Origin of the sequence: Microbacterium sp. AR7-10 (assembly GCF_001878835.1) — a bacterium.
Lineage (GTDB): Bacteria > Actinomycetota > Actinomycetes > Actinomycetales > Microbacteriaceae > Microbacterium > Microbacterium commune.
Genome location: NZ_MJIR01000048.1, coordinates 1 through 781, shown reverse-complemented (window position 1 = coordinate 781; position 781 = coordinate 1). Strand labels below are relative to the sequence as shown.

Annotated in this window: 1 protein-coding gene; it reads left to right on the top strand. The window is 71.6% G+C overall.

The window, feature by feature from the left end; translation table 11 throughout:
- Positions 1 to 236 precede the first annotated feature (236 nt).
- Entirely contained in the window at positions 237 to 626 is a 390-nt protein-coding gene (locus BFN01_RS06210) for a twin-arginine translocase TatA/TatE family subunit (RefSeq protein WP_071642698.1), read from the top strand.
- Positions 627 to 781 lie beyond the last annotated feature (155 nt).

The following is a 781-nucleotide window of genomic DNA, read 5'->3' as shown; positions in this document are numbered from 1 at the left end:
GCGGCGGCGAGCAGGGCGCACTGCTCGCCCACCGCGGGGCTGATCGGGGCGGCTCCGAGTTCCAGGGCGTGGGCGCGCGCGCGGGCGATCGCGGCGGGCTCCACGATGGTCTCTCGCGCGAATCGGGCGTTCGCGTCGTGCTCGCTCATGGGGTCTCTCCTCGGAAAAGCTTGTGGTCACCAGCGTAAGCGGCGGCGGCGGATCACGCGGGGAGGCGCGGCGGGTAGCCTGGGGGGATGGAACTGGGGTTGACCTTCGACAAGCTGCTGCTGATCGGGCTTATCGCTGTCATCATCATCGGCCCCGAGCGTCTGCCGAAGGCCGCTGAGTCGTTCGCGAAGTTCGTGCGCCGTGCGGGGGAGTACCTCCGCGACACCAAGAGCAGGATGCGCGACGAGCTCGGTCCGGAGATCGACGAGGTGGACTGGCGCAAGCTCGACCCGCGTCAGTACGATCCGCGCCGCATCATCCGCGACGCGCTCTTCGAAGAGCCGGAGTTCGAGGCGAAGCCGGTGTCCACACCGACCGCCGTCGCCACCGACCCGGTCGTGCCGGTGCGGCCGCGCATGACGCGCACGTACTTCTCCCGCCAGACGCCGCCGCCGTTCGACGTCGAGGCCACCTGAGCGCGGCTCAGCCGAGCCGCAGGGGAAGCGCGCGACCGGAGAGCCCGCGACCGCGGTGGGCGATCCGCTCCGCGACGTCGATGATGGCGCGCGCGGCGATGTCGTCAGGCTCGCCGAGCACGACGGGAATGCCCTGATCGCCGCCGCGGCGCAGC